This is a genomic window from Myxococcus sp. CA039A (assembly GCF_013336645.1).
In the GTDB taxonomy this organism is placed as follows: Bacteria; Myxococcota; Myxococcia; order Myxococcales; family Myxococcaceae; genus Myxococcus; species Myxococcus llanfairpwllgwyngyllgogerychwyrndrobwllllantysiliogogogochensis.
The window spans coordinates 1-1,762 of the sequence record NZ_JABUMQ010000636.1; the positions used below are offsets into that span (position 1 = coordinate 1).

The 1,762-nt window shown below is 67.0% G+C and carries 3 protein-coding genes; 2 read left to right on the forward strand and 1 reads right to left on the reverse strand.

Annotated elements, in window-relative coordinates; all coding sequences use genetic code 11:
* A partial coding sequence (locus tag HR086_RS46615; protein WP_217442239.1) for a deoxynucleoside kinase occupies window positions 1-730 on the forward strand: 730 nt, incomplete at its 5' end.
* Between the two features lie 51 nt (window positions 731-781).
* A complete protein-coding gene (locus HR086_RS46620) occupies window positions 782-1,300 on the forward strand; it encodes an acyl-CoA thioesterase (protein ID WP_141649209.1) in 519 nt (172 codons plus the stop codon).
* Between the two features lie 129 nt (window positions 1,301-1,429).
* On the opposite strand, the gene HR086_RS46625 is transcribed toward HR086_RS46620, so the two are convergent.
* A partial coding sequence (locus tag HR086_RS46625; RefSeq protein WP_174468888.1) for an iron-sulfur cluster assembly accessory protein occupies window positions 1,430-1,762 on the reverse strand: 333 nt, incomplete at its 5' end.

Sequence of the window (1,762 nt, forward strand, 5' to 3'; positions counted from 1 at the left end):
CTCTCCGGCCGCCGCCCCGAAGCCTCCCACCGAAGCCCGTCGGAGCGAGGCCGCTGCCCCCCGTGCGAAGAACGCGGTGAAGGAGAAGCCGAAGGTGAAGGCCCCCAAGGGGCGGCGCTTCGTGGCGCTCTCCGGCAACATCGGCGCGGGCAAGACGACGGCGGCGAAGATGCTCAGCCAGAGCTTCGGCTACGAGCTGTTCGACGAGCCCGTCATCGATAATCGCTTCCTGCGCGACTACTACTCGGACATGTCGCGCTGGTCCTTCACGCTCCAACTCGAGTTCCTCATCCGTCGCGTGGAGCACCACGAGCTCATCCACTCGTACCGCCGCAGCTGCGTGCAGGACCGCACGCTGTACGAGGACCCGGAGATTTTCGCCAAGTACCTGCACGGCCTGGGGCACCTGACGAACGCGGAGCTGGACCTCTACTACGAGTACTTCCAGCGCCTGTCGCGCCACATCATCCGCCCGGACAAGGTCATCTGCTTCGAGGTCGGCAGCGTGGACGTGTTGTTGGAGCGCATCCGCACCCGCGGCCGCGAGGAAGAGAAGGGCATCCGCCCGCAGTTCCTCCGAGGCCTCAACGGCTACTACGCGTCCTTCCCCCAGGTGCTCCAGGAGAAGTACGGCGTGGAGTGCCTGGTGATGGATGTGTCCCGCCAGGACATCCGCCGGGGCCGGGGCCGTGAGGAGTTCCTGGACCGCGTCTCCACCTTCCTGGCATGAGGCACGGGGGGCCACGCATGCGCCCCCCAGTCCCTGCATGGAAGGTGTGAGATGTCGGACATGACGCCCAAGCGAGCCAAGGACACGGAGGTGGTGATGACCCAACTCATCCTGCCTCCGGACGCCAACAACCTGAACGCGGCGTTCGGCGGGAAGGTGATGGAGTGGATCGACATCTGCGGCGCGGTGGCCGCCCAGCGTCACTGCCGGCAAGTCGTGGTGACGGCGTCCATGGATGACCTGCACTTCCACGCGCCCATCAAGGTCGGCTGGATTGCGCTCTTGCACTCGCGCGTGCTGGCCGCCTTCCGCACCTCCATGGAAGTGGGCGTGACGGTGCACGCGGAGAATCCCCTCACCGGCGAGCGCACGCTCACCACCAGCGCGCTCCTGACTTTCGTGGCCATCGACAAGGACGGCAGCCGCGTCCCGGTGCCGCCGCTGCTGATGGAGACGGACACCGAGCGCGAGTCGTTCCGGGAGGCCGAGGCGCGACGCGCCCAGCGCCTGGCGCGGCAGAAGGAAAACCAGTCCTGGTTGAAGGTGATGCAGCCCATCGCCGGGGCCTGAGCAGGCCCGCTCGGAATGGGGAAAGCACGAGGGCGGGCAGCACACCCACCCTCGTGTCGGCTCGCGAGCACCCGCCCACGCCTCAGGAAGCGTGGACCGTCGCGAGCCACGTCACGCCACGACGGGAACTCAGGTCGTGAACGAGGTGCCGCAGCCGCAGGAGGACTTCGCGTTCGGGTTGTTGAACTTGAAGCCCGCGCCAGTGATGGCGGAGACGTAGTCGATCTCCGTGCCGGCCAGGTACTGGGCGCTCATGCCGTCGGTGGCGAGCTTCACGCCGTCCTGCTCCCAGACGCTGTCGCCGGCCTTCGACTCCTTGACCAGGTTCAGGTCATAGCCGAGGCCGCTGCAGCCGGCCGGCACGACGCGGATGGAGAAGAAGTAGCCCTCGAAGCCCTGGTCCTTGATGACCTTCTTCACCTGCTGGATTGCGCCTTCCGTCAAACGCACGGCCTCGGGCGG

What these genes read in the sequence shown, in the direction of transcription:
- HR086_RS46620 (WP_141649209.1), top strand. Translation starts at nt 782, where the DNA reads ATGTCGGACATGACGCCCAAGCGAGCCAAGGACACGGAGGTGGTGATG.